This is a genomic window from Pseudoalteromonas sp. SiA1 (assembly GCF_018732205.1).
Lineage (GTDB): Bacteria > Pseudomonadota > Gammaproteobacteria > Enterobacterales > Alteromonadaceae > Pseudoalteromonas > Pseudoalteromonas tetraodonis.
Genome location: NZ_CP076084.1, coordinates 3,132,226 through 3,157,686, shown reverse-complemented (window position 1 = coordinate 3,157,686; position 25,461 = coordinate 3,132,226). Strand labels below are relative to the sequence as shown.

The following is a 25,461-nucleotide window of genomic DNA, read 5'->3' as shown; positions in this document are numbered from 1 at the left end:
CAAATAACTTAAAGGTGGTGATAAGCATGGGATGGTTTAGTAATTCAAAACAGTCTAAATCAAGCAATGATTTGATTATAAATGCATTGCATAAATCATTAGCAATAATTGAATTTGAGCCTAATGGAAGAATCATTACTGCCAATGTTAATTTTCTTCGTGTAATGGGCTACTCACTCGCTGAGATTCAAGGCCAGCACCATTCTTTATTTGTAAGCCCTAGCGAAACGCAAAGTGATGAATATCGTCAATTTTGGCAGCGTTTGAACGCGGGTGAATTTATTTCAGATGAATTTAAGCGTATTGGAAAAAATGGCAAAGAAGTCTGGATCCAAGCAACATACAATCCTGTTATAGACTCGCAAGGGCAAGTACTTAAAGTCGTTAAATTTGCAACAGACATTACTGAGCAAAAGTTAAAAGCGGTTGAAGCTGCAGGCCAAATTACCGCAATCAGTAAGTCACAAGCGGTTATTGAGTTTAATTTAGATGGAACCATTATTGGCGCTAATGATAATTTTTTAAAAACATTTGGTTATCAGGCAAATGAAATACAAGGGCAGCATCATAGATTGTTTGTTACTTCTGAATATGCAAATAGCCAAGAATATCAAGCGTTTTGGGATAAACTTGGGCGTGGCGAGTATGACAGTGGTGAGTATTTAAGAATAGGTAAACAAGGCGAGGAAATTTGGATATATGCCTCTTATAATCCTATTTACGATATGAATGGTAAGCCATTTAAAGTGATTAAGTACGCCACCGATATCACAGCGCAAAAAGAGCTAGAAAAAACCTCTAAAAAAGCGGCCGACTTGGCTAACGCATTAAAAGTATGCCAAGCAAGTGTGATGATTGCTGATAAAAATTTAAACATTATTTTTGTGAATGACTGCATCAAGCAAATGTTTAAAGCACGTGAAAAAGAGTTGCAAACTGTTTTACCTAGTTTTTCAGTCGCTGGGTTAATGGATATCCGTGTTGATGAGTTTCATCAGGAACTAGCTAATCAGCAAGAGCGACTAAAAAACTTAGATGCTCCTTATAAAACTACGTTGAATTTAGCTGGTCTTATTTTTGACATCATTGCTTCTCCTTGGACTAATCAAGATGGCAAGTGCTTAGGTACTATTGTTGAATGGCAAGATATTACTGATGAGGTGTCTAAAGCGGATGCTGAACGTGCTAGAGCGCAAGAAAACTTACGTGTTCGCCAAGCATTAGATACCGTGGCAACCAATACCATGATTGCTGATGCCTCGAATGTCATTGTGTATATGAATAGCGCAGTGAGAAATATGATGAGTGTTGCGCAAAATGATATACGCACTGACTTACCTAACTTTGATAGCAAGAACTTACTTAATCAAAGTATTGATATATTTCATAAAAATCCAGCCCATCAGCAAAATATGTTGGCTAAGTTAACGGATACTTACAGTACAGAAATTAAAGTGGGCGGCAGAACCTTTGGTTTAGTGGCAAACCCTATAATCACCACAGACAATGAGCGTATTGGGACGGTAGTTGAGTGGGAAGACAGAACCGCAGAAGTTGCTATTGAAAAAGAAATTGCTCAATTAGTCGGCGCAGCAAGCAAAGGTGATTTAAATGCACGAGTAGCTGAGCAAGGTAAAGATGGCTTTTTCTTACGTTTAGCTCAGGGTCTTAATAGTTTAGTTAAAGTGGTTGACGATGCGGTAACTGATACTGGCAATATGCTCGATGCCATGGCCACTGGTGATTTATCTAAACGGATTGAAAAAGAATACCAAGGCTCGTTTGAAAAACTTAAAACAGATGCAAATGCGACAGCAGATAAACTAACTGAGGTTATTAACCGAATTAATACATCAGCCACTTTGGTGGCCAGTGGAGCTGAAGAAATTTCACAAGGCAATGCTGATTTAAGCCAGCGCACAGAAGAGCAAGCGTCATCGTTAGAGGAAACGGCCTCTAGCATGGAAGAAATGACCAGTACAGTTCGCCAAAACGCCGATAATGCTAAAGTGGCAAATGACTTAGCTGAAGAAACCTGTGATAAGGCGATTCAGGGTGGAGAAGTGGTTAATAAAGCGGTAACCAGCATGTCTGCGATTAATGAATCGAGTAAGAAAATTGCCGACATCATTGGAGTGATAGACGAAATAGCATTCCAAACCAATTTGCTTGCACTTAATGCTGCCGTAGAGGCTGCTAGAGCCGGTGAGCAAGGCCGAGGTTTTGCGGTTGTTGCAGGTGAAGTACGTAACTTAGCGCAGCGCTCGGCAGGTGCAGCGAAAGAAATTAAAGAGCTAATTAGAGACAGTGTTGGCAAAGTTGCTGACGGTAGCGCGCTTGTGAATGAGTCAGGTGTGACGTTACAAGAGATTGTGGTATCAGTAAAACGCGTAACACAAATGATAGCCGATATTACCCAAGCCTCTGAAGAGCAAAGTGCAGGTATTGAGCAAGTAAATAAAGCTGTATCGCAAATGGATGAAATGACCCAGCAAAATGCGGCATTAGTTGAACAAGCATCGGCTGCAGGTGAATCAATGGCGGAACAAGCCAATGAAATGCGCCGTTTACTGCACTTTTTCTCATTAGGCCAGCAAGATATGGCAGTGGTATCGCCTGTTATTCGCACACCTGAAATATCTCATCAGCAACAAAATAGCTTCGTTAGTAATAAAAGCAAAGGTGAAAATTTTGTAGACTCGGCTGAAGAGTGGGAGGAGTTTTAAACTCACTTTAGTTAGGTTCACCTGCAATGTGTGCGTGAACCTCGCTTTATTTTTAAATGAGAGCAAATAATGAAAGAGTTTTTATTAACGGATAGTGATTTTAAGGAAGTGGCTCATTTAGTTTATAACGCCTGCGGTATTGTACTAGGAGAGCATAAGCGAGAGATGGTCTACTCACGCTTGGCAAGACGAATTCGTGAGCGAAAATTAACAAACTTTTCAAGCTACCTCGATTACTTAAAAAATCATAAAGATCAGGAGTTTGATGCATTTATCAATGCCATTACCACTAATCTAACCTCTTTTTTTCGTGAAATGCATCACTTTGAGTTTATAAAAGATCAGTTAATACCAACCCTGTTAAAGACAAATAAACAGACTAAGCGCGTTCGAATTTGGTCTGCAGGCTGCTCTACCGGTGAAGAGCCCTATAGTTTAGCAATGACGCTGCAAGGAGCTTTTCCAAGTGATTGGGATGTGAAGATATTAGCCACTGATCTTGACTCTAATGTACTGGCGAAGGCGCAAAGTGGTATTTATACCGCAGCGAACGTAAATGGTCTTGATGATGCTTTACTAAAACGCTGGTTTTTAACCAGTAAAGATGGGCAAAGTTATAAGGTTAAACCTAAGCTGCAGCAATGTATTTCATTTAAGCGTTTAAACTTATTACAAGACTGGCCAATGAAAGGGCCGTTTGACCTGATTTTGTGCCGAAATGTAGTGATTTACTTTGATAAAGAGACAAAGGATCAGCTTTTTAACCGTTATGCCGATATTCTTAATGACCAAGGTTATTTATTTTTAGGGCATTCAGAAACCATGGGTAAAGAGCATGTTTTATTTAAAAACTTAGGGAAAACCATGTATCAAAAAGTAGCCCATGCACACGCAATTTAAGCCAGTATTAGCGGGTTTTGAGCATATTAAACGCTATTGGGACGCCTCGCGAGATCGTGTGGTCGCTAAGGTATTACCAGGTGAGTTTTATGTTTCTAAAAATGATGAGCTAATCACCACCGTCCTAGGATCGTGTATTGCTGCCTGTATTTACGACGATAAGCTAGGCATAGGCGGGATTAACCACTTTATGCTACCAATTCAAAAAGGTGAGCGAATTGAGCAAGCGCATAGTTTAAGTTGTCGTTACGGTAATTGGGCTATGGAATATTTAATTAATGAAGTGCTTAAAAATGGCGCATCCCGGGCAAACTTAAAAGTAAAACTGTTTGGGGGAGGCAAAATAATTAGCGCCATGACAGATATTGGTATTGGCAATATCAGTTTTGCCAATGCATATATAGCAGAAGAAGCGCTAAATTTAGTGGCGCATGATATGGGCGGGCCTTGGCCACGAAAAATATTTTTTAATCCTCATAATGGAAAAGTACAAGTTAAAAAGCTACGTAACTTACACAATAATACGATTGAAAAACGTGAAGTGCGTTACTTACATAATCTTGAGCAACAAACAAAAGCCACTGATATAGAGCTGTTTTAAGGATGGCTATGATTAAAGTATTAATAATTGATGACTCGGCACTGATCAGACAATTGCTGACAGAGATACTGCAACAGGCAAAAGATATTGTGGTAGTAGGTGGTGCACAAGACCCATACGAAGCCCGAGAGATGATCAAAAAATATAATCCGGATGTACTAACGTTGGATGTTGAAATGCCAAAAATGGACGGCATTAGTTTTTTAAAAAACCTGATGCGCTTACGTCCTATGCCGGTTGTGATGATTTCTACACTCACACAAAAAGGTTCACCCATTACGCTTGAAGCGCTTGAGATTGGTGCAGTTGACTTTATTGCTAAGCCAACAGTTAACGTTAAGGAGCAAATGAGTCAATATGCTGATATTGTTCAGCAAAAAGTCAGAGTGGCAGCCAGTGCACGGGTTCGAGGCTATAAAAAAAATAGTGCTGTAGCAGAACCTATCCCCACTAATGCCGAATTTTTAGTAAATAAAGTGATTGCGATTGGTGCGTCAACCGGAGGCACGGAGGCGATAAAAGAAGTACTTATACGCATGCCAAAAAACTGCCCACCCATTGTAATAACGCAGCATATTCCTCCTGTATTTAGTACCTCATTTGCAGAGCGAATGCAGCGCACTTGTACCATTAACGTAAAAGAGGCACAACAAGGCGATAAGCTGGTAGCAGGATGCGCTTATATAGCTCCCGGCGGGCTACATTTACGCATTAGCAAACAAGGTAGTGCATTATATTGTCAGCTTGATGATGGTGAACCTGTAAATAGGCATAAGCCCGCAGTAGATGTACTGTTTAACTCATTACTTGAAATTGGTGCTAAGTATATTGTTGCCACACTATTAACCGGTATGGGAAGTGATGGCGCGAAAGGTTTACTGGCGTTAAAACAACAAGGGGCTTATACATTGGCACAAGATGAGTTTTCGTCTGTGGTATGGGGAATGCCCAAGGCTGCTATTGATATCGGGGCTGCAAATGAGGTCGTACCGCTGGATAAAATGACCCAGCGGTTATTAAATCAAGTGATTAAAAAATAGAATTTAATTGATCACCCAAGGCTGTGAAAACCAATAATAACTGCCTGCTTTTTTTATTGATGGGGCGGTGCAGTTAAAGCGAGAGCGGCCTTTATTAAGCTGCTTTGGCGGCGTCACCTCAACCGTATTATCGTTTAACCAATTTAAATTAGCTTGCCCAATGCTTGATACATAACAGGCAAATTGGCTTTTATGAAAGTCATCAGTCTCTAGATTTATAGTTAACGACGGTGGATTTTGTGTGGTTACACTATCTTTATAGGTTAGTTTATTAATAGTAAAAGCAGTTGAATTGAGCTTGGTAATTAACGTATCTAATTTGCTATAAAAACCAGATGCGGGAAAACGTGGTAAACGGCTAAAATTAGAATGTTGATTAACTGCACCAGAGTGCTGACCAATGCCAATAAAGCCTAGTTCAGTAACGAGAGCTTGTAGCTGATTGTTAAACTCTCCGTATGGATAGGCAAGGTATTTATAATCGTGGCCTATTTCTTCTTTTATACGCTGCTGTGAACTAAGAATGTCGTTTTTAGTGCGTTCACGCCATTGGCTTTGTGTTTCATTTTCGCGCTTTTTATGCAGATAGTTATGCTCGGCACTATGATTGGCAATAAGGGCGCCTTTTTTTGCAAGCTCTCTGAGCTTATCCCATCCCATCACATAACCCGCTTGTTCATCAATGAGTTTTGGGTTTACAAAAATAGTGTACGGATAGCCAAATTTCTCAAGAATAGGCGCAGCTTGTTCGTAGTTATTGTTATATCCATCATCAAAAGTAATCGCGAGCGTTTTATCGTCTAAAGCCTTACCTTGTTTTAATGCGCTAATCAGCTCATTTAGTGGAATAACGTTAAAGTTATGCTCTTTTAAATAATTTAAGTGTTTAGTAAAAGTGTTGGCGCTTACACTGGTCACCGCGGGAAGGGTTTCACTGACGTGATGATACTGTAGAATAACAGCTGCTTGCGCACGTAAAGAACCACAAATCAGGAACAATAATACTAAATGAAACAATTTCTTATACATAATAAAGCACACCATAAAAGCTTGTTGTTGTTAGCCGGTCCAATGATATTATCAAATATTACTGTGCCGTTGTTAGGAATTGTTGATACGGCAGTGATTGGTCACCTGGGGAGTGCGCATTATTTAGCGGGAATTGCCTTAGGTTCTACCGTGATCTCCATTTTATTTTGGCTTGCTGGTTTTTTAAGAATGAGCACCACTGGGCTGGTGGCACAGGCTTACGGTAAAAATGATTTAACTCAGTTGGCAGCTTTACTCAAACGCAGTTTGTTATTGGCCAGCAGCGTAGCTTTAATTCTGATTTTATTATCCCCCCTTATAAAACACGCCATTGCTTATTTATCTGCTGCCAATAGTGATGTGCTCAATGAGGCCTATCGGTATTTTAGTATTCGTATTTTTAGCGCCCCAGCAGCGCTATGTAACTTAGTATTATTAGGCTGGATGCTCGGCGTTCATTATGGGCGAGGGCCATTTTATTTATTGTTAGTCACTAATATTACCAATATTGTACTCGACATTTATTTTGTAGTTTATCTTGATTGGGCGGTTGCAGGGGCGGCTTGGGCATCATTAATAGCGGATTACACGGCTTTAATTTTTGCTTTGCTGTTAGTGGTTCAGCTAGCTAAAAAACAGGGCATAAGCTTAGCGGTTGCAAATTGGTTTAGCATAGAAAAAATGGCAGGATTATTAAGTTTAAATCGCGATATTTTTATTCGCTCTTTAGTATTGCAGTTATGTTTTAGCTTTATGACCTTTTATGCTGCACGTATAGGTGAAACTACATTGGCAGCCAATGCGGTACTACTCAACTTTTTAATGTTGGTCAGCTTTGCGCTTGATGGAATTGCTTATGCGAGCGAGGCAAAAGTAGGCCAAGCGAAAGGTCAACAAAGTGTTGAAAAGATAAGGCTATGGGTAAAAATAAGCGTATTTTGGGGCATGTTGTTTGGCATTTTGTATAGTGTATTTTTTATATTATTTGGCAGCTCTATTATAAAGCTGTTGACTAATGTACCTGAGGTTATTGAAGAGGCTACTGATTACTTACCGTGGGTAATTGTGCTGCCAATTTTAGCAATGAGTTGTTTTTTGTTTGATGGTATATTCGTTGGTTTAACACGTGCTAAAGCAATGCGAAATAGTATGCTGTTATCGGCGACAATAGGTTTTTTTGGGGTGTTTTGGTTGTTTCAGTCGTGGCAAAATAATGGCTTATGGTTAGCAATGAGTTGTTTTATGCTAATGCGGGGTGTAACACTTATAATTAAATATCAGCAGCTAAAAACTAATAATCAATTACTTGATTAAACCGTTATTTCCATAGATCGGGGTCGTTATTTTTGGCAGGGATGTTTTTCAATACTTGCGAAAAACGATTGGCAAAAATACCCGCGTAGCCCCAGAATGCAAAAAACAATGCCGGCGCTAAAATTACTATGCCAATGACTTGTAAACTATAATGGTTGTAATAACCCAAAGTGATAAACATCACGGCCAGCACAAACAGTGCTAGGCCGCGAAAAAAGCGCTTTAGACTCAACTTAGGGTCGCTCCCTAAGCGGTAAATGAGTGGCTTTAGCATAGTGGATTAATACTTAGTAATAAGAGTGCTCGCCAGCTTCGTGATCGGTTATGTCAGCCACACCGGTGATCTCATCAAACTTAGCAATCATTTCTTTTTCAATGCCTTCTTTTAGTGTGACATCAATCATAGAGCAACCATTACAACCACCACCAAATTGAAGCACAGCAATACCAGCAGCGGTGATCTCTACTAAGCTTACTTGGCCGCCATGATTTGCAAGTTGTGGGTTAACTTCTGTTTCTAACATGTGTTGAACGCGTTCATTTAGGCTTGCGTCTTCACCTAGCTTACGTGCTTTAGCATTAGGCGCTTTTAGAGTTAGCTGCGTGCCCATTTTGTCAGTAACAAAATCAATTTCAGCTTCGGCTAAAAAAGGCGCGCTTTCGGCATCAACAACAGCGTCAAAACCGTTAAAGTTTAGGCGAATATCGCTCTCTTCTACCGCGTCTTCTGGACAATAAGAAACACCACATTCAGCTTGTGATGTACCAGGATTAACAACAAACACACGAATATTCGTTTGTTGAGATTGATCTGCTAATAGCTTAGCAAAATGCGCTTGCGCTGTTTCGGAAATTGAAATCATAAAACCGTCTATACTTGACTAAATTACTCGGATACTGCATATCATACTCCGCTCATCGTGTTGCGGCTAGTGTTGAACGTAAAAAGTTGGCATCTATTTTAAGCAATGGTAGCGTGCAATTAACAAACATTTTTAGAGTGATTTATATGCGGTTTATATTAACAGTAGTGGTGATACTAGCCAGTTTTTCAAGTGTGGCAAAGCCCCTGTCGTATTATTTTGAGCAACAGGTTGAATTTGATCCCAGCATTCCAACACCTGAAAAAGTACTTGGTCATCAAGTGGGTGAATGGCATGTAAGGCATGATCAGCTTGTACGCTATATGGAAATTTTGGCTCAAAAAAGCGATCGAGTTAATTTTGAAGTAATAGGTCGTACCCACGAGCAGCGCCCACTAGTTATGCTCACTATTACCGCAGCTAACAAACTAAAAAATATAGAACAAACTCGCCAAGCACACTTAGCTCGCCTAAATAACTCAAACAATAAATTAGCAGAGCAGCCAAGCGTTGTGTGGATGGGTTATAGCGTTCATGGTAACGAATCGTCAGGGAGTAATGCTGCCTTGCTAGTGGCTTATTATTTAGCAGCCGCGCAAGGTGATGAAATAAATGAGCTACTTAACAACACGGTGATTTTACTCGACCCGTCGCTTAACCCAGACGGCTTAGCACGTTTTGCTAATTGGGCTAATAGTAATCGTGGAATGAACTTATCGTCAGATCCGCAAACGCGTGAGCATGTAGAGAGCTGGCCAAGTAGCCGTACTAATCATTACTGGTTTGATTTAAATCGTGATTGGCTTTTACTGCAGCACCCTGAGTCGCGAGCGCGTATAGCCAAGTTTCATTATTGGAAGCCTAATATTTTAACTGACTTTCATGAAATGGGACCAAACAGTAGCTATTTTTTCCAGCCAGGGATCCCTAGTCGTAAACACCCCATTACCCCTGAAGAAAATGTGAGCCTAACCAAAGCAATTGCAAATTATCATGCAAAAACTTTAGATGAAAACAACGCACTGTATTTTACAGAAGAAAGCTTTGATGACTTTTATTATGGCAAAGGTTCAACTTACCCTGATGTAAATGGTGGTGTCGGTATTTTATTTGAACAAGCAAGTTCTCGCGGTCATATTCAAGAAACGATCAATGGCCCGCTAACTTTTGCGTTTACGATTAAAAACCAACTTTTAACGAGCTTATCTACGTTTAAAGCAGCGATTGATAACCGCCAAGCTTTGCTAGAGTACCAAGCTAACTTTTATAACAAAGCAGTTACATTAGCAAAAGATGAAGACTATCAAGGCTATATTGTTCAAGGTGGGGAAGACAAAACACGTACTAACGACTTTTTAAGCATACTTAAACAGCACCAAATTAATGCTTATCCAGTTAAAGAGGGACTAAAAGCTGAAGGTAAAAACTTTACCGCTAATAGCTATTTTGTGCCGCTTGCGCAACCACAATACCGATTAGTTAAAGCTATTTTTAGTGAACAGCAAAACTTTGCCGATAACACTTTTTACGATGTATCAGGTTGGACATTAGCGCATGCGTTTAATTTACCATTTGCTAAAGTAAACAGCCGCTGGGGATTAGAGGTTGATACTACGGCTTGGCAAAAAGCAAAACAGCCTGTTTTTACGCCGCTAACTAAAAACTATGCCTACGGATTTGCTTGGGACGACATGCTTGCCCCAAAAATGCTCAATAGTCTGTTACAGCAAGGTATTAAAGCACGTGTTGCATTAAAACCATTAACCGCAACATCAACGAGTAATGAGATAAATTTTGATGCTGGCAGTATTATTATCCCTGCAGGACTGCAAACAGAGACTAATTGGGTGGCAAAGCTAAATCAAGCACAAAGCCAATTTGATATTGAAATTAAGCCAATTACCACAGGCTTAACCAGTAAAGGTGCCGACTTAGGCTCGCGCTCTATGGCGGTTGTTTCTGCGCCTAAGGTGTTATTAGTTGGCGGTAAAGGGGTTAGCCAATATGAAGCAGGTGAAGTGTGGTATTACCTAGATCGCTTTGTAGGCGTAGCGCCTACCATTGTTGAAATGAACCGTTTAGCGTCTTTAGATCTCAGTAATTACAGCCATATTGTGTTGGCGCATGGCGATTATTCGACATTATCTGATACCGACAAAGTGGCAATTAAAAGCTGGGTGAGAAAAGGCGGCGTTATTTGGGGTCATAAAGGCGGGGCAAAGTTCTTAGCTGATCAGCAGTTATTAAAAGCAAACTACTTATCACGTAAAGATGTTGCCAGCGCATTTGATACTCAAGGTTTAAAATATGCAGACAAAGACCATCTAGCGGGTCGCCAGCGTATTGCAGGCGCTATATTTAATACTGATGTAGATACTACGCACCCACTGACGTTTTCATTTAAGCGTGACACTCTGCCAGTATTTAAAAACAGTACCTGGTTACTTGAAGCCTCGCAAGCGCCGTTTGTAAATATACTCACCTATACACAACAGCCGTTACTTGCTGGTTTTACTGATGCAGTTAATGTAGAGCAAGTGGCCGGCGGTGCTGCGCTAATGGCTCACTCTTATGGTCGAGGTAGTGTGATTGCGATGACAGACAACCCTGTATTTAGAGGTTACTGGTATGGCACCAGCCGATTATTAAGTAACGCTTTATTTTTTGGTCATACCTTTCGTGTCAGTGGTAACTAAATCTAAAGTGGCGTTAAACAGGTCGTAAATGCCCAGACTTGTTTAGCGCCCGCTTCTTTTAGCGACAAGGTGGCTGCATTGAGTGTTGCACCTGTGGTCATAATATCATCAATAATGACCACCGTTTTACCCTCTAAATTGGCAGTACATGAAAAAGCCTGCTGTAAATTTTTTATCCGCTTTGTTTTGCTCAGTTGTGACTGTGCCGAGGTGTTTTTATTGCGTATTAAAACATTATTCAAGACCTTAAAGGATGACAAACAAGGCTGCCATACTTGGGTAACCTGATTAAATCCTCGACTAAAAAAACGCGACTTGTGCAAAGGTAAAATAATAAATACAGCAGCAGCTAAATGCTGTTTATTTGTAAAAATAGTAAGTTGTTTTTTGATGACTTGCTGCAGTGCTTTTTTGTAATGAATTTGATTATTAAATTTGAGTTGTTTTAGCCATAAATCAAAAGGGGGTTGATAAAAAGTGCAGGCAAATAGTTTCTCAAAGCTGCAGTTAGGAAACATTTCTACAATATCTGGGCGGTAAAATAAATTGTCATACTCAGCCAAATCTAGCAAAGGCAGGTCATCTAAACAAAACTGACATAGTCCCAGTGAGCTGTGTATTTGATTCTGGCACAACACGCAATACGAGGGAAAAAGCCAATCAGTTAGGCTAAGTTTCATTCGCTGATTCTCCTCATTACAAACTCCCCCTAAAACGCTATCATAGATTTAAGTTTGGTTAAGGTTAGGCAAATATGCAAAATGAATGTGTGTTGTTGCATGGTTGGGGAATGAACCAAGGCGTGTGGCAGTTAATAAAACCAGAATTAGAATTTTTATATTCTGGTAAGGTACGTTGTTTAGACTTACCTGGTTACGGTGATCATGATGTCTCTTTGGATCCGTATACTTTACATGATGCAGCTCAGTTGGTGAGTCAGCAATTAAAACCAAAATCTGTTTTGATGGGATGGTCTTTAGGCGGTTTGTTTGCCATTTATATTGCCAAACATTGGCCAGAAAAAGTGTCAAAAGTTATTTTAGTTGCCTCTACTCCTTTTTTTGTAGAGCAATTGCCCTGGGAAGGTATTAAACCTAAAGTGCTCACACAGTTTAAAGAACAGCTATTGCAAGAGCGTTCAAAAACGATAGAGCGCTTTTTGGCGATTCAAGCGATGGGCAGTGAGTCGGCGCGAGATGATGTAAAACAGCTAAAACAACTATTGAGTCAGTCACCGCCGCCGAGTAATCAAGCATTAAGTGTGGGGTTAGATATACTGCAAAGTGAAGACTTACGTGAATTATTTTCTCACTGTCCCGTCGCGATTAGTGGAATTTTTGGGCGTTTAGACTCTCTCGTTCCTTATCGAGCAATTGAAAAAATGGTCGCACTTAATTCTGACTTTGAGTACGAAGTAATAGACAAAGCATCACATGCGCCATTTATTTCTCATAAAAACGAATTTTTATCTGCCGTTAAATCAATGCTTTGAAGCAAAGCCATGAATACAGCGGTTTAAAGCTTTATTTTGCGTGATTTTTGAGCGATAATTAAACAATATTTATTTGCTGGAGGTTTATTATTATGCCGATTGGATCTGTATTTAATAGCGGTGTTGAAGGGTTTAATAGAGCCAGCCAAGGTATTGAAAAGGCCAGCGCTGAGATTAACCGTGCCAGCATAGAGCAGCAAGATGATTCTCAATTAGCGCAGCAACGTCAATTAACGGCTGCTCGCCCTGAAGAAGCCGTAACCGCGCCGGTATCCCAACCTGCACGAATTGATGATGCATTAGTAAACTTAAAAGTTGAAGAGTTTAATGCCAAGGCTAACACGCAATCAATTCAAACTGCAGATGATGTACTAGGCACTTTAGTTGATATTAAAGTGTAATTCCTCATGAATATCGTCACGCCGTTTCCGTCTATCAATATAAACACTGCAAATGTTTATACGGAGACTGCTCGGCGTGACAATCAGTTACGTGAAGTCATTCCCCCAGCCGCTGCAAACACCGCCGGTAGTACTGAAAACAAAGCTCAAAGTGATGCAGAAAAAGCCAAACTACCTGGTAACAGCGATAGTTCAACTTATACTGCAAGCGGCAAAATTGCAGACAACAAAATTATTGAACAACGCGAAGGCAATGCTGATAGTGATCAAGATGATGCCGAGCAAGAAAAACAGCAAGCTGCCGAAGAAGTTAGTGAGCAAGAAGAGCTTCAACTTGAGCAAGAACAGCAACAAATTAAAGAGCTCAAAGCTCGCGATACCGAAGTGCGAACCCACGAGCAAGCGCATGCGGCTGTTGGTGGACAATATGCCGGTTCACCCAGTTACGAATACCAAAGAGGCCCCGATGGCACTAATTATGCCGTAGGTGGTGAAGTACCGATTGATGTTGGGGTTATCAATGGCGATCCGCAAGCAACCATCGATAAAATGCAAACGGTACGTGCTGCTGCACTAGCACCAGCAGAACCCTCAGGTGCCGACAGAGCGATTGCGGCAGACGCCACACAGAAAATGGCTGCCGCACAAGCTGAGTTAGCTTCAGCTGATGACGAAGACAGCAGCGAAGATAAAAGTAGAGTCAGTGCGTCGTTTTCTAATAGTGAAAGTTCAGAAGTAAAAACCGCTAAAAGCGAAGAACAATCGCGTGATATTGAAGTTGAAGCGCGTGCAGGACGCATTGCTAGCTTTTATCAACTGGCGACATCACCCGCGATTCAGAGCGAATTTTCAGCGCAAATTTAGCTTATTTAAAATGCATAAAAAAAACCGCCTAGGCGGTTTTTTTTATTTTTAAATATATCGTTTAAATTACTTTTTCACTTTTGCGTTAGCAAAGGCGTCAGCAAAGGCATTCCCCATCATCGCATTGCCTGTATCGCGTTTAGGCTTAGGCGCTCGTGCTTGGTTGGTATTATTGCTGCGAGGCTTTTGCTGTGCCGCAGCAGCTGCTTTATTGCTGGTGTCTATGTCGTCATCTAGGCGCATAGTAAAACTAATGCGTTTACGGGCAGCATCGACTTCAACCACTTTTACTTTAACAATGTCACCTGCTTTAACCACTTCGCGTGGGTCTGAAATAAACTTGTTAGTAATAGCTGAAATATGTACGAGTCCATCTTGATGAACACCCACATCAACAAATGCACCAAAATTAGCAACGTTAGAAACCACACCTTCTAAAATCATACCAGGCTTAAGGTCACTAATTTTTTCAACACCGGCTTTAAACTCCGCGGTTTTGAATTCAGGACGTGGATCGCGACCTGGTTTATCAAGCTCGCTAATAATGTCAGTCACGGTTGGTAAGCCAAATTTATCGTCAATATAGTCGTTTGCAGCGAGTTTACTTAAAAATTCACTGTTACCAATTAAGTTATTTACGTCTACCTGATTATGTTCACAAATACGCTTAACGATTGGGTATGCTTCAGGGTGAACTGATGAGTTATCTAGCGGATCGCTGCCATTATTAATGCGTAAAAACCCGGCCGCTTGTTCGAATGCTTTTGGCCCTAAGCGTTCTACTTTTTTCAATTGACTACGTTTTGTAAATGACCCATTCGTGTCACGGTAGTTTACAATGTTTTGAGCCAACGTTTTGTTTAAGCCAGAAACACGTGCAAGCAAAGGCACTGAGGCCATATTTAAATCAACCCCAACACTGTTTACACAGTCTTCTACTACAGAAATTAGGCTTTGCCCAAGTTGGCTTTGTGATACATCGTGTTGATATTGGCCTACACCGATAGACTTAGGCTCTATTTTAACTAGTTCAGCTAATGGATCTTGGAGGCGACGTGCAATAGATACTGCACCGCGTAAAGATACATCTAAATCTGGGAACTCATTAGCGGCAAATTCAGACGCAGAATACACCGAAGCGCCGGCTTCACTGACCATAATTTTATTCAGTTTAAGCTCGGCATTGGCTTTGATAAGTTCGCCAACCAGTTTATCTGATTCGCGAGAAGCAGTGCCGTTACCAATCGCAATAAGCTCAACTTTATGTTGGCGGCATAATTGCTCGAGCGTACGCAGTGATTTATCCCAATGATTTTGCGGTGCATGTGGGAAGATTGTTTGTGTAGCGAGCAGTTTTCCTGTGCTATCGACTACCGCAATTTTACAACCAGTACGCAAGCCAGGATCTAAACCAAGTGTTGTGCGAGGGCCTGCAGGCGCTGCCATTAATAAATCTTTTAAATTTTTAGCAAATACGTCAATGGCACCGGTTTCGGCTTTTTCACGCATTGCGGCTAAAAACTCGTTTTCTAAGTGTAGCCCAAGCTTAATTTTCCATGCCCACTGCACCACAGTTAATAACCATGCACTAGCAGGTTTGTTTTTAATATCTAGGCGGTAATGATCACTGATCATTTGGGCACATAACTGGGCTGGATTTTCAGCACTTGGCTCAGGGTTAATCGTTAACTGTAAAATGCCTTCATTACGTGCTCTTAGCATGGCTAATGCACGGTGCGAGGGCACTTTTTTTAACGGCTCTTGATGTTCAAAGTAGTCTCTGTATTTAGCACCTGCTTGTTCTTGCCCGTCAATTAACTTACTCTCAATCGCCCCATTTTGACTAATATGGCTTCTAAACTTAGCGAGTAATTTAGCGTCTTCAGCAAAACGCTCCATTAGAATAAATTTGGCACCATCAAGGGCTGATTTTGTATCAATAATGGCTTTATCGGCATTAATATAGTGAGCAGCTTCAGCTTCTGGGTCGAGCATTGGGTCGTTAAATAACGCATTAGCAAGAGGTTCTAAACCGGCCTCAATAGCGATTTGACCTTTAGTGCGACGCTTTGCCTTATAAGGCAAGTATAAATCTTCAAGCTCGGTTTTACTTTGCGCTGCTTTTATATCAGCTGCTAATTCCCCGGTAAGCTTATTTTGAGATTCTATCGTCGATAGAATAAAGCCACGACGTTCTTCAAGTTCACGTAAATAAGATAAACGTTGTTCTAGAAGGCGTAGTTGGGTGTCATCTAATCCACCGGTCACTTCTTTTCTGTAACGGGCAATAAAGGGGACGGTTGCGCCTTCATCAAGTAACTTTGTTGCTGCAACCACTTGTTGCTGCTGTGCATTTAGCTCAGTTGCTAAACGTGCAGAGATATCGCTCATGCAAAAACCTTTTAATACAAAAAATAAGACCAGCTAAGAAGTTAACTGATGCGTCAATGTCTTGAATAATATCACAGGGGAAGGTAATAAAAAGCTCTTAAAGCAAGCTATTTTACTTGCTTTAAGATGCCATTACTGGGGTTGGAACTATACTAATAAAAAGCTGATTTAGTGAGGGTGCTCTATACTTTCGAGTACTTCACTAAATGTGTGCGCTATTGGACTAATATGAACAGGAATTTGCAGCTTACGTGCTATATCGCGTGCTGAAATTAAACCACTTATTTCATTATTAGCCGCAGTGACTAATAAAAACATAGCGCCATGATGTTCCATAGTTTGCAGTGCATCACCAATGCATGAGTAGCTTAAGCTTTTCATACTTACACCCATTAAATTACTTAGCGGTGTCATTAAATAGCGCAAGCTAATTTCACTACGAGGCAAGCCTAAACGCTGTGCTAAAATCATGATTTTTGAGCTTTGTAAATCAGCACTCGCCACTATACCTACTAGCTTTTGCTGCTCATCAGTTACCAAAATAAAATCAGAGCGTTGAGTCGTTAACTGTTTTGACGCTTGTTCAATTGTTGTATCAAACGATGCACGCATCGGGCTTGTATCAGTAAAACTAGTCACCACTTGTGTAGCAGGTGAAGTTAAATCAATGACAGCTTCATTAGTAAATGTATTCGCAATAGTGCCATGCGAAATATCTTGGGTACGGAGTTCTTTAAAGTTAGACATAATATCCACCTAATTAGTTATAAAATTTAATAATGTTTAAAAGCAAGTTATTAAACTAAATAACGGGTGGCGCTCGCGGGTGTGCATGGCTGTAAGGTGTGACTAAAAGGCTGCTTTCATAATGAAAGTAAAACGCTAAAGGAAGTGGTTGAATTTCTCTAAGCGCAATAACACCGACATGAGAATCTATATCGGTGTCGAGGTTTGCTTGGTCAGGAGAGTCGCAAACAATAAATTCTGCAGGTGTAAAACCAGCATCAATTTGCGTATTTTTGGGTGTTGCATGCAATGTCAAACTTACACTCATAAAGAGTGTAAACAATAGGGCATTTTGTAATATGCGCGCTGTAATGTTTGACATAGTGACGACCTTAATTAACTACTCTCAAATTAATACATCATAACTTGAGTTACTTTAGTTATAGCTTACTCAGATAATATAAACAATAAAAAGTTAATATGATCTGAATCAAAACTAAGCCGTTTTATTTTTGGTAGGAAATATTATTTACATACCATTGCTTAGCACCTTGAGGGGTCATGACCTCAAAATCATCGTCTACTTGTTTTTTTAATAATGCTCGCGCCATCGGTGAGTCAATAGAAATGTAATCGTTGCGATCATAAATTTCATCGGGACCGACAATTCTAAACTTCTTACACTCCCCAGCCTCGTTTTCTATTTCAACCCAAGCACCAAAAAAAACTTTGCCGTCTTGCACGGGTGAGTAATCAACAATTTTTAAATCGGGGATGCGCTTACGTAGATAGCGCACTCGGCGGTCTATTTGGCGTAATAGACGCTTGTTATACTGATAGTCTGCATTTTCAGAGCGGTCACCAAGGCTTGCAGCCCAACTCACAATTTTAGTGACTTCTGGGCGTTTTACATTCCAAAGATGGTCATGTTCTTGCTGAAGTTGTAAATAACCTTCGCGAGTAATTAAGTTTGTTTTCACGCCGTGTTCTTGTTTAATTTTCATGTGTGGCACGGTATTAAAATAAAGGCAGCTTGTCGAGATAAAATAGCCACCAATGGGTTTGAAATGTTCAGTAACAATCTAAGCACTTAATTAGTTTTTTATTATTAAGTTTTTCATTTATATTAACTATTAATAAATTATAAAAATAAGCAACAGATTATGGGACAAGAGACAGTAAAAGTATTAGTGGTTGATGACGATAAACGTTTGCGCAGTTTGCTTGAGCGCTATTTAGTAGAGCAAGGATTTATTGTTAGAACAGCCGCAGATTCACAGCAAATGGATAGGCTTATTGAGCGTGAAAACTTTCACTTAATGGTGCTTGATTTAATGCTGCCCGGAGAAGACGGGCTCTCTATTTGCAGACGGTTACGTCAAAAAGAAAACCAAATCCCAATTGTGATGTTGACCGCTAAAGGTGATGAAGTAGACCGCATTATTGGTTTGGAGCTCGGTGCTGACGATTATATTCCTAAACCGTTTAATCCACGTGAGTTACTTGCCCGCATAAAAGCAATTTTACGTCGCCAATCAAAAGAAGTGCCAGGGGCACCTTCAGCAGAAGAGAATTTAATTGAGTTTGGTAAATTTACTTTAAATTTAGCCACACGAGAAATGAGCGAGGGGGATAATACCGTATCGCTCACAAGTGGTGAATTTGCCGTATTAAAAGCGTTGGTATCTCACCCTCGAGAGCCGTTAAGTCGTGATAAATTAATGAACTTGGCAAGAGGTCGTGATTACAGTGCGCTAGAGCGTAGTATTGATGTGCAAGTGTCACGCCTTCGCCGTATGATTGAAGTGGATGCGGCTAACCCGCGTTATATTCAAACTGTATGGGGATTAGGTTATGTGTTTGTTCCTGATGGTGAAAAGTAATAATTATGGGGATGTTTCCACGTAGTGCGTTTGGGCAAACTGTTTTTTTAGTAGCAGCTTTGTTGCTGATTAACCAAATTGTATCCTACGTCACAGTAAGTTTATATGTTGTTAAACCCACCATTGAGCAAGTTAATTTGATGCTTGCTAAGCAAATTAAAACTGTATTTATTGACTGGGAAGATGGTGTTGAAGTAACCGATGAAGTTTCAGAAAAGTTTTTTGCAATAACCGGTATTGAGGTGATGACTCAGCGTGAAGCGATGCGCAATGGCTTAGGGCAAAGTCGTGAGTATTCAGGGCTATCGCGAAGTATGTCAGAGCAGTTGAATGGGTTTTCTCGGGTACGCATTAGTCAAACCGATCCACTTATTTATTGGGTGGAAGCCCCGCAAGCACCGGGCTATTGGGTTAAAGTCCCCTTAACCGGATTTAAAGAAAGTAATCTTGAATTTTTAACTTTTTACTTATCCAGTATAGGCTTTTTAAGTGTATTAGGCGGGTGGTTATTTGCAAGGCATTTGAACCGACCATTAAAAGCACTGCAACAAGCGGCAATAAAAGTAGGCGTTGGTGATTTTAGTACTAAGTTACAAGAACAAGGCTCAAGCGAAGTTATTGAGGTAACGCGCGCTTTTAACCAAATGTCGCGAGGTATAGCAGCCCTTGAAAATGATCGTCGATTACTCATGGCCGGTGTCTCTCACGACTTACGCACACCGCTTACCCGTATTCGGTTAGCCACAGAAATGATGGTTGATGAAGATGATTATTTACGCGAAGGTATTATTTACGATATTGAAGATATGAATGGCATTATTGATCAGTTTATTGAATATTTACGCCATCATAAACGTGAAGAACAAAGCTATGAAGATATCAATGCGTTAGTAGCCGAAGTCGTACAAAGTGAATTAAAGCATCAACGTGTTATTACGTTTGAAAGCAATCCTAACCTAGGTAATATTCCCATAAGCTCAGTGGCTATTAAGCGAGTAGTGACGAATATGATTGAAAATGCACTGCGTTACTCGCAAGGGGATATTGAGGTGCAAAGTTATTTTAATAGCAATAAAAAGTACGTCATTATTGCGGTTAACGATAATGGCCCAGGTATTCCTGAGAGTGAATTAGAATCAGTGTTCGAACCATTTAAGCAAGGTGACGCTGCACGAGGCAGTGAAGGCAGTGGTTTAGGCTTAGCTATTATTAAACGCATTATAGACATGCATAATGGCAAGGTTGTGCTCTCTAATCGCCCTGAAGGTGGTTTAAGTGCGCAAATATATTTACCGGTTAAAGTGGTTAATCAAAACTAAATAAAGCTATCCGCCGTTATATGCGGATAGCTTTAACCATTTTATAGTGCTTTAAAACGAATGGCTGTACCACCACTGGTGGCCAATTTTAGTGTGAGTTTATCATTTGCGGTAACAGTGCGTTTTTCGATTTTTAAATCGTAAGGGTTGTTCTTCCACTCTGCCTTATCACCATCTTTGTAGATTTGCGCTTCAAACTGTTTATCTTTATCTAAGAAGTCGAGTTTAACCTCAATGGTGCGGGCGTTTTCATCAGTTACAGCGCCTAAGTACCAGTCATTACCAGTGTAATGATCGCGTTTACGTTCTTTTCGTGCAAATACAATAAAGTCGCCTACTTCTCCATCAAGCGCAATACTTTGTTGCCAATCGGTCGGTACGTCTTGAATAAATTGAAAAGCATCGGGCTTAGCTAAATAATTTTTAGGTAAATCAGCCGCCATTTGAATTGGGCTGTACATTACAACATAAAGTGCTAATTGCTTTGCAAGTGTTGTTTGCGGGCGATTTGTATCGCCACCTAAGCCATTAAAGCTCATATCAAAAATACCTGGCGTAAAGTCCATTGGGCCTGCCAGCATACGCGTAAAAGCAAGCATTGGAATGTGCTCTGGTGGATTGGGTGGCGTGCCCCATGCGTTAAATTCTTGGCCGCGAGCGCCTTCACGAGCAATCCAATTAGGGTAAGTACGGCGAAGGCCGGTGTCTTTTATTGGCTCATGAGTATTAATACTTATTTTATGTTTTGCAGCTAGCTTAACGTTGTATAAGTACTCATTAACCATAAATTGGCCGTCATGCCACTCAAAACGGGCAATGCCGTTTTCATCAATGCGTTTAATATTGCCACCATCGGCCACATAACCGGTTTTAATTTGGCTTACATTTGATTGCTCGTAAAGCGCAAAAGCGTCTTCCATTTGATTACGATAATTTGTTACGTTACCTGAAGTTTCATGGTGGCCAATTAACTGCACCCCTTTTTGCTTACCGTAGCGGGTAAGCTCCTCAATATCAAAGTCATCATATGCTTGGGTAAAGCTAAATACATCGCCATTAAAAAACCAGTCGCCATCCCAACCAGTGTTCCAACCTTCAACTAATACACCATCAAAGCCGTATTTTGCGGCAAAGTCCATGTAGTATTTAGTATTTTTTGTGGTAGCACCGTGTTTTTCGCCACTACCCCAAGTATTCTCATTGATGTGCATGCCCCACCAAATACCTACGTATTTGCCTGGTTTAACCCAGGACACATCACCGAGCTTATTTGGCTCATTTAGATTTAAAATAATATCTGAATTAACTAAGTCTACCGCATGTTCGCCAATTTGAATGGTGCGCCAAGGCGTATTAAATGCACCGTGCTTTTTGACTGCTATACCATCTGACCATGGCGTTAAATCGGCGCTAAAAGTGCCTGGGCGACGTTGGTTAAGCACCATGCCCGCATAATCGACTAGGGCTGCTTCATGAATACTGACATGCACGCCGTTGCCATTTTTAAAAGTAAAAGGGGTGTGAGCGAGTGCAGCATCTTGTAAGGCTGTGGTGTTGTAGACATATTCGTAACGATTCCAACCGCGAGCAGGTATCCACCATGCAGTGGCTTTATCGGCACCGGCGATGGCAAACTCGGTCAGCTCTTTAGTAATTTCTGTTTTTTCAAAACCGGCTTGTTTAGGGACTTCATAGCGAAATCCCACACCGCTATCAAAGGCTTTAAATCGCACTGTGTATGTGCCACCGTGGGGTGCGGGTTTATTAAAGGTAACGGCAATTTCATTGTGCTTGTCGACAACGGTTTGACGCTCTCCCCAAGGTTGCTGCCATTGACTATCTGTTTGTGAGCGAGTTACTTCACTAATAACAAAACCTTCATCAAATGGCGCTTGGCTTTTAAATCTAAAACCTAAATGTGACTGCGTAATAACAGGTTTACCGTTAAAGCTAATAGAATAGTAAGGAGATGAAGATTGATCAGATATGGTGATTTTAATTTTTTGATCAGGCGATTCCAGCATGGCTTCTTTTGCAAAAGCGCTGCTTGAAAGTAAAGCAACTAGCAGTAAAGGTAATCTCATTGTGTGTCCTTTATGTCAAATTGTAGACTATGAGCATAAAGTGAAGGTGGGGTTATTACGAGATGACTGCAAACGTATTCAGTGTAATTAAACACATAAAAAAGGGCTCTAGCGAGCCCTGTTTTATATTTATAACTTATTATTTTTTATCAAAAGCGCGTTTCATGTAATTAGGTGTTGCGAGTGCACCGTGATGAATGCCGCCATTGTAGTATTCACTATGCTGTGCAATTGTTGCTGCGCCGTCTTCTCTAAAGCCATTAAATGCCTCAGATTTGCGAGCTAGCGTCACTGACCATAACCCACTTGGGTAAATAGGTTGTGGGAATGGGAGTGTTTGTAAATCGTTAAAACCAACACTTAGCATAGCTTCGCGCATTTCAACCAACAGTGGCATATGCATTAATGGCGATTCACTTTGTTGTACCAGTATTCCACCAGGGCGAAGTGCGTTTAAACAGCTAGTATAAAACGCATGGTTAAATAAACCTTCACCTGGGCCTACCGGATCAGTACCATCAACAATCACTACATCAATAGACTCACCAGCTGCTTCGCGCATGTATTTAATGCCATCGTCAAACATCACAGTAGCACGTGGGTCATTATTTGATTCACATAACTCTGGGAAGTACTTTAACGACATTTGGGTAACCACTTCGTCAATATCTATTTGAGTTACAGTTTCTACGCTTGGGTGCTTGAGCACTTCACGTAACGTACCGCAATCGCCGCCACCAATAATAACTACGTTTTTTGGGTTTGGATGCGCCAGTAATGCTGGGTGGCTGATCATTTCGTGGTAAAAAAAGTTTTCACGGCTACTTACCATAGTACAACCATCAATGATCATTAAATTACCAAAGTCTGTGGTTTCAAACATTTCTACTTTTTGAAAAGGAGACTGTTTTTCATCTAACTTTTTGTTAATACGTAATGAAAATGCGCTGCCATCGCGGTCGCTAATTTCAGTAAACCACTTACTTTGATCTAAATTTGCCATAGTTGTTGTTACACTTTTGGTTGAGTATGAAAAAAAGGAGGCAATTCTGCCAGTGCTTGGCCTATTGCTCAATCAAATTTTACTCTCTTTAGCGAATAAAGTTAGCTATAAAGAGGGGAAAGTTCAATTTTTGTTAGCTTAGCAGATAGTGACGTATTAAAATGCCCCTTTACACCTAATTTAATAAAGAAGAGTTGCCATGACTTGGGGTTTAGAAACAGCACGTGCTACATACAATGTTGCTCATTGGAGCGATGGTTATTTTGATATTAACGCACAAGGTGAGTTGATAGCCTATCCTGATGGCGACCAAACAAAACCTGCCATTTCTTTAAGTCAGCTTACTGAGCAATTTAAGCAGCAAGGGTTAACATTGCCCGTACTGGTGCGCTTTACTGATATTTTAAAAAATCGTGTAGATACGCTCACCAATGCCTTTACTCAAGCGCGCACTAACCGCGAATATAACGGCAAATACACCTGTGTTTATCCTATCAAAGTAAACCAACAGCGCTCTGTTGTGAGTAAGTTATTAGCTCACCCAAGTGGCCTAGTGGGACTTGAAGCTGGTTCTAAACCTGAACTAATGGCCATTTTAGGGGTGGCGAAAGAGCCTATTACTATTGTATGTAACGGCTACAAAGACAGCGAGTTTTTACGTTTAGCCTGTATTGGTCAAGCAATGGGACACAGCGTTAAAATTGTGGTTGAAAAACTCTCAGAGCTAACCACATTGCTTGAAGAAATTGATAATTTAGGCATTGAACCGGCTATTGGAATTCGTATTCGCTTAAATTCGGTTGGCAAAGGTAAATGGCAAAATACCGGTGGTGAAAAAGGTAAGTTTGGTTTAACCGCAGGACAAGTACTCAGTGCAGTGGAAGTACTTAAGCAACATAGCAAGTTGCATTTAATGCAAATGGTGCATTTTCATATTGGTTCTCAAATCGCCAATATTCGTGATATCCATCGTGCCTTGCGCGAATGTGCTCGCCATTTTGCTGAATTAACTCAATACGGTGTACCGCTAAATACGGTTGATGTGGGTGGCGGGCTTGGCGTTGACTACGAAGGCTCTGGCTCACGCAGTGCCTGCTCAATGAACTACACAGTCGAAGAGTACGCGCGTAATGTAGTGAATGCATTTGCCGATGTGTGCGATCAGCATAACTTAACGCACCCTGCTATTATTACAGAATCTGGCCGTGCATTAACGGCTCATCATGCAGTGTTGATCACCGATGTCATTGATGTAGAAAAAGCACCGAATCATTTAAACCCAGAACCGCCATTGGAAAACAGCGCATTAGTGCTAGATGAAATGTGGCAATGCTTACAACGTTTGAACCCACGTATGGCACTTGAAATATATCATGATGCTATGCACTTATTTAGCGAAGCACACGATCAATACGTGCATGGTTTAGTGAGCATGCTAGAGTGGGCGAAAATAGAGCAGCTTTACTTTACGATTTTACACCGAGTTCGTGCATCGTTAAGCGTTAACGCACGCGCTCATCGCGAAGTGCTGGATGATTTAAACGAAAAGCTAGCCGATAAACTGTTTGTGAATTTTTCATTGTTTCAGTCATTACCTGATGTATGGGGTATTCAGCAGTTATTTCCGGTCATGCCCATCGAAAATCTAACGCAGCCGCTTACTCAGCGCGCGATTATCCAAGACATTACTTGTGATTCTGACGGGCAAATACGTGAGTACGTTGAAGGTGCAGGTATTGAAACTAGTTTACCTATCCCTGAATATACACAAGGTCAGCAGTATCATATTGCCATGTTTATGGTGGGGGCATACCAAGAGATTTTAGGTGACTTACATAACCTATTTGGTGATACCGACTCAGTCCATGTTGAGCTTAATGAGCAGGGATATGTATTAACCAATGCCATTAAAGGAGACAGCGTTAAGGATGTATTAAAATTTGTTGATTATGATAGCGAGTTATTAGCTGATAACTTTGCCACTCAAATTAATAAACTTGATGTATCAGAACACTGTAAAGAAGGGTACCTAGCCGAGCTCAATGCAGGGCTTGAGGGCTACACCTATTTTGAAGATTAATTTAGTTGCATAGTTAAGCGCGGTCTTAGTGGCTGCGCGATGTTTAAAG

Annotated in this window: 22 protein-coding genes; 12 read left to right on the top strand and 10 right to left on the bottom strand. The window is 40.7% G+C overall.

Annotated features, from left to right (window positions below):
• Positions 1 to 26 precede the first annotated feature (26 nt).
• The 4 genes from KK487_RS14655 to KK487_RS14640 all read left to right on the top strand — a co-directional run bounded on the left by KK487_RS14655 (position 27) and on the right by KK487_RS14640 (position 5,267).
• Positions 27 to 2,726: a methyl-accepting chemotaxis protein gene (locus tag KK487_RS14655; RefSeq protein WP_096038831.1), complete on the top strand. Its 2,700-nt coding sequence runs from the start codon at positions 27 to 29 to the stop codon at positions 2,724 to 2,726.
• Positions 2,727 to 2,795: 69 nt separating this feature from the next.
• Positions 2,796 to 3,626: a CheR family methyltransferase gene (locus KK487_RS14650; RefSeq protein WP_024602187.1), complete on the top strand. Its 831-nt coding sequence runs from the start codon at positions 2,796 to 2,798 to the stop codon at positions 3,624 to 3,626.
• Positions 3,610 to 4,227: a chemoreceptor glutamine deamidase CheD gene (gene cheD / locus KK487_RS14645; protein ID WP_013466125.1), complete on the top strand. Its 618-nt coding sequence runs from the start codon at positions 3,610 to 3,612 to the stop codon at positions 4,225 to 4,227. The genes KK487_RS14650 and cheD overlap by 17 nt, the downstream gene beginning before the upstream one ends.
• Positions 4,228 to 4,235: 8 nt before the next feature.
• Positions 4,236 to 5,267, top strand: a complete 1,032-nt coding sequence (locus tag KK487_RS14640; RefSeq protein ID WP_028834833.1) for a protein-glutamate methylesterase/protein-glutamine glutaminase — start codon at positions 4,236 to 4,238, stop codon at positions 5,265 to 5,267.
• A gap of 3 nt (positions 5,268 to 5,270) precedes the next feature.
• On the opposite strand, the gene KK487_RS14635 is transcribed toward KK487_RS14640, so the two are convergent.
• Complete coding sequence (locus KK487_RS14635) at positions 5,271 to 6,296, bottom strand: polysaccharide deacetylase family protein (protein WP_128583457.1); 1,026 nt, start codon at positions 6,294 to 6,296, stop codon at positions 5,271 to 5,273.
• A gap of 42 nt (positions 6,297 to 6,338) precedes the next feature.
• On the opposite strand from KK487_RS14635, the gene KK487_RS14630 reads away from it, so the two are divergent.
• Positions 6,339 to 7,610, top strand: a complete 1,272-nt coding sequence (locus KK487_RS14630; protein WP_033102781.1) for an MATE family efflux transporter — start codon at positions 6,339 to 6,341, stop codon at positions 7,608 to 7,610.
• A gap of 4 nt (positions 7,611 to 7,614) precedes the next feature.
• On the opposite strand, the gene KK487_RS14625 is transcribed toward KK487_RS14630, so the two are convergent.
• Together KK487_RS14625 and nfuA are read right to left on the bottom strand one after the other, a co-directional pair.
• A complete protein-coding gene (locus tag KK487_RS14625; protein ID WP_033102769.1) occupies positions 7,615 to 7,884 on the bottom strand; it encodes a hypothetical protein in 270 nt (89 codons plus the stop codon).
• Positions 7,885 to 7,897: 13 nt separating this feature from the next.
• Positions 7,898 to 8,473: a Fe-S biogenesis protein NfuA gene (gene nfuA, locus KK487_RS14620; RefSeq protein ID WP_013466120.1), complete on the bottom strand. Its 576-nt coding sequence runs from the start codon at positions 8,471 to 8,473 to the stop codon at positions 7,898 to 7,900.
• A 146-nt stretch (positions 8,474 to 8,619) separates the two neighbouring features.
• On the opposite strand from nfuA, the gene KK487_RS14615 reads away from it, so the two are divergent.
• A complete protein-coding gene (locus KK487_RS14615; protein ID WP_138764171.1) occupies positions 8,620 to 11,169 on the top strand; it encodes a M14 metallopeptidase family protein in 2,550 nt (849 codons plus the stop codon).
• 2 nt (positions 11,170 to 11,171) lie between these two features.
• On the opposite strand, the gene KK487_RS14610 is transcribed toward KK487_RS14615, so the two are convergent.
• Positions 11,172 to 11,849, bottom strand: a complete 678-nt coding sequence (locus KK487_RS14610) for a ComF family protein (protein WP_036957090.1) — start codon at positions 11,847 to 11,849, stop codon at positions 11,172 to 11,174.
• A gap of 74 nt (positions 11,850 to 11,923) precedes the next feature.
• Between KK487_RS14610 and bioH the strand changes: the two genes are divergently transcribed.
• The 3 genes from bioH (at position 11,924) to KK487_RS14595 (ending at position 13,926) form a co-directional block, all read left to right on the top strand.
• Positions 11,924 to 12,661: a pimeloyl-ACP methyl ester esterase BioH gene (gene bioH / locus KK487_RS14605; protein ID WP_036957092.1), complete on the top strand. Its 738-nt coding sequence runs from the start codon at positions 11,924 to 11,926 to the stop codon at positions 12,659 to 12,661.
• A 92-nt stretch (positions 12,662 to 12,753) separates the two neighbouring features.
• Positions 12,754 to 13,062: a hypothetical protein gene (locus KK487_RS14600; RefSeq protein ID WP_008112879.1), complete on the top strand. Its 309-nt coding sequence runs from the start codon at positions 12,754 to 12,756 to the stop codon at positions 13,060 to 13,062.
• A 6-nt stretch (positions 13,063 to 13,068) separates the two neighbouring features.
• Positions 13,069 to 13,926: a putative metalloprotease CJM1_0395 family protein gene (locus tag KK487_RS14595; protein ID WP_013466116.1), complete on the top strand. Its 858-nt coding sequence runs from the start codon at positions 13,069 to 13,071 to the stop codon at positions 13,924 to 13,926.
• Positions 13,927 to 13,992: 66 nt separating this feature from the next.
• On the opposite strand, the gene KK487_RS14590 is transcribed toward KK487_RS14595, so the two are convergent.
• From KK487_RS14590 to greB, 4 genes are all read right to left on the bottom strand, one after another.
• Complete coding sequence (locus KK487_RS14590) at positions 13,993 to 16,317, bottom strand: Tex family protein (protein WP_013466115.1); 2,325 nt, start codon at positions 16,315 to 16,317, stop codon at positions 13,993 to 13,995.
• Positions 16,318 to 16,485: 168 nt separating this feature from the next.
• Positions 16,486 to 17,064, bottom strand: a complete 579-nt coding sequence (locus KK487_RS14585; protein WP_013466114.1) for a CBS domain-containing protein — start codon at positions 17,062 to 17,064, stop codon at positions 16,486 to 16,488.
• Between the two features lie 55 nt (positions 17,065 to 17,119).
• Positions 17,120 to 17,425, bottom strand: coding sequence for a hypothetical protein (locus tag KK487_RS14580; protein WP_024602195.1), 306 nt, complete (start codon positions 17,423 to 17,425; stop codon positions 17,120 to 17,122).
• Between the two features lie 124 nt (positions 17,426 to 17,549).
• Positions 17,550 to 18,023: a transcription elongation factor GreB gene (gene greB, locus KK487_RS14575; protein ID WP_024602196.1), complete on the bottom strand. Its 474-nt coding sequence runs from the start codon at positions 18,021 to 18,023 to the stop codon at positions 17,550 to 17,552.
• A 183-nt stretch (positions 18,024 to 18,206) separates the two neighbouring features.
• Between greB and ompR the strand changes: the two genes are divergently transcribed.
• Complete coding sequence (gene ompR, locus KK487_RS14570) at positions 18,207 to 18,926, top strand: osmolarity response regulator transcription factor OmpR (protein ID WP_016899332.1); 720 nt, start codon at positions 18,207 to 18,209, stop codon at positions 18,924 to 18,926.
• 5 nt (positions 18,927 to 18,931) lie between these two features.
• Positions 18,932 to 20,245, top strand: a complete 1,314-nt coding sequence (gene envZ / locus KK487_RS14565) for a two-component system sensor histidine kinase EnvZ (RefSeq protein ID WP_016899331.1) — start codon at positions 18,932 to 18,934, stop codon at positions 20,243 to 20,245.
• 41 nt (positions 20,246 to 20,286) lie between these two features.
• Here envZ and KK487_RS14560 read toward each other — a convergent pair whose 3' ends face one another.
• The gene (locus tag KK487_RS14560) at positions 20,287 to 22,329 is read right to left on the bottom strand and encodes a glycoside hydrolase family 97 protein (protein ID WP_016899330.1); all 2,043 of its coding nucleotides are present in this window, start codon (positions 22,327 to 22,329) and stop codon (positions 20,287 to 20,289) included.
• Between the two features lie 139 nt (positions 22,330 to 22,468).
• Positions 22,469 to 23,332, bottom strand: coding sequence for a polyamine aminopropyltransferase (speE, locus tag KK487_RS14555; protein WP_013466096.1), 864 nt, complete (start codon positions 23,330 to 23,332; stop codon positions 22,469 to 22,471).
• A gap of 199 nt (positions 23,333 to 23,531) precedes the next feature.
• Between speE and speA the strand changes: the two genes are divergently transcribed.
• The gene (gene speA / locus KK487_RS14550; RefSeq protein WP_013466095.1) at positions 23,532 to 25,412 is read left to right on the top strand and encodes a biosynthetic arginine decarboxylase; all 1,881 of its coding nucleotides are present in this window, start codon (positions 23,532 to 23,534) and stop codon (positions 25,410 to 25,412) included.
• Positions 25,413 to 25,461 lie beyond the last annotated feature (49 nt).

Excerpts from the sequence above, each read along its gene's own strand:
- KK487_RS14625 (WP_033102769.1), bottom strand. The coding sequence starts at position 7,884 with ATGCTAAAGCCACTCATTTACCGCTTAGGGAGCGACCCTAAGTTGAGT.
- KK487_RS14615 (WP_138764171.1), top strand. The coding sequence starts at position 8,620 with ATGCGGTTTATATTAACAGTAGTGGTGATACTAGCCAGTTTTTCAAGT.
- KK487_RS14640 (WP_028834833.1), top strand. The coding sequence starts at position 4,236 with ATGATTAAAGTATTAATAATTGATGACTCGGCACTGATCAGACAATTG.
- KK487_RS14630 (WP_033102781.1), top strand. The coding sequence starts at position 6,339 with ATGATATTATCAAATATTACTGTGCCGTTGTTAGGAATTGTTGATACG.
- envZ (WP_016899331.1), top strand. The coding sequence starts at position 18,932 with ATGGGGATGTTTCCACGTAGTGCGTTTGGGCAAACTGTTTTTTTAGTA.
- KK487_RS14595 (WP_013466116.1), top strand. The coding sequence starts at position 13,069 with ATGAATATCGTCACGCCGTTTCCGTCTATCAATATAAACACTGCAAAT.
- KK487_RS14560 (WP_016899330.1), bottom strand. The coding sequence starts at position 22,329 with ATGAGATTACCTTTACTGCTAGTTGCTTTACTTTCAAGCAGCGCTTTT.
- KK487_RS14580 (WP_024602195.1), bottom strand. The coding sequence starts at position 17,425 with ATGTCAAACATTACAGCGCGCATATTACAAAATGCCCTATTGTTTACA.
- cheD (WP_013466125.1), top strand. The coding sequence starts at position 3,610 with ATGCACACGCAATTTAAGCCAGTATTAGCGGGTTTTGAGCATATTAAA.
- KK487_RS14635 (WP_128583457.1), bottom strand. The coding sequence starts at position 6,296 with ATGTATAAGAAATTGTTTCATTTAGTATTATTGTTCCTGATTTGTGGT.
- KK487_RS14650 (WP_024602187.1), top strand. The coding sequence starts at position 2,796 with ATGAAAGAGTTTTTATTAACGGATAGTGATTTTAAGGAAGTGGCTCAT.
- KK487_RS14585 (WP_013466114.1), bottom strand. The coding sequence starts at position 17,064 with ATGTCTAACTTTAAAGAACTCCGTACCCAAGATATTTCGCATGGCACT.
- speA (WP_013466095.1), top strand. The coding sequence starts at position 23,532 with ATGACTTGGGGTTTAGAAACAGCACGTGCTACATACAATGTTGCTCAT.
- nfuA (WP_013466120.1), bottom strand. The coding sequence starts at position 8,473 with ATGATTTCAATTTCCGAAACAGCGCAAGCGCATTTTGCTAAGCTATTA.
- ompR (WP_016899332.1), top strand. The coding sequence starts at position 18,207 with ATGGGACAAGAGACAGTAAAAGTATTAGTGGTTGATGACGATAAACGT.
- KK487_RS14655 (WP_096038831.1), top strand. The coding sequence starts at position 27 with ATGGGATGGTTTAGTAATTCAAAACAGTCTAAATCAAGCAATGATTTG.
- KK487_RS14600 (WP_008112879.1), top strand. The coding sequence starts at position 12,754 with ATGCCGATTGGATCTGTATTTAATAGCGGTGTTGAAGGGTTTAATAGA.
- bioH (WP_036957092.1), top strand. The coding sequence starts at position 11,924 with ATGCAAAATGAATGTGTGTTGTTGCATGGTTGGGGAATGAACCAAGGC.
- speE (WP_013466096.1), bottom strand. The coding sequence starts at position 23,332 with ATGGCAAATTTAGATCAAAGTAAGTGGTTTACTGAAATTAGCGACCGC.
- KK487_RS14610 (WP_036957090.1), bottom strand. The coding sequence starts at position 11,849 with ATGAAACTTAGCCTAACTGATTGGCTTTTTCCCTCGTATTGCGTGTTG.
- KK487_RS14590 (WP_013466115.1), bottom strand. The coding sequence starts at position 16,317 with ATGAGCGATATCTCTGCACGTTTAGCAACTGAGCTAAATGCACAGCAG.